The 278-nt window shown below is 39.9% G+C and carries 1 pseudogene; it reads left to right on the top strand.

What is annotated here, in order from left to right:
- Window positions 1-278, top strand: a pseudogene (locus tag VJI93_RS08750) (hypothetical protein); the annotation flags it as partial.

Raw genomic sequence — 278 nt, 5'->3', positions numbered from 1 at the left:
GAGCCATTAATCCGGTGAGTGATAAAGAAATCATTGATACGGAATTGCAATTGAAAGATCTGGAGAGTGTTGAGAAGAAAATGCAGCGTGTTGAGAAGATGGCACGTGTTGGAACCGACGTTAAAGCAAAGGCAGAATTTGAGATTCTCTCCCGCTGTAAAGCACATTTGGAAACCGGTAAGAGTATTTATTCTTTGGGATTAACCAAAGAAGAAAAAGTGGCGGTTGCTGATTTGTTCTTATTGACAGATAAACCTGTATTGTATGTAGCGAATGTG

Source organism: Parvimonas sp. M20 (genome assembly GCF_035282425.1).
In the GTDB taxonomy this organism is placed as follows: Bacteria; Bacillota; Clostridia; order Tissierellales; family Peptoniphilaceae; genus Parvimonas.
Note: the sequence above shows the minus strand (reverse complement) of the source record. Positions and strands in the feature narration are given on the sequence as shown.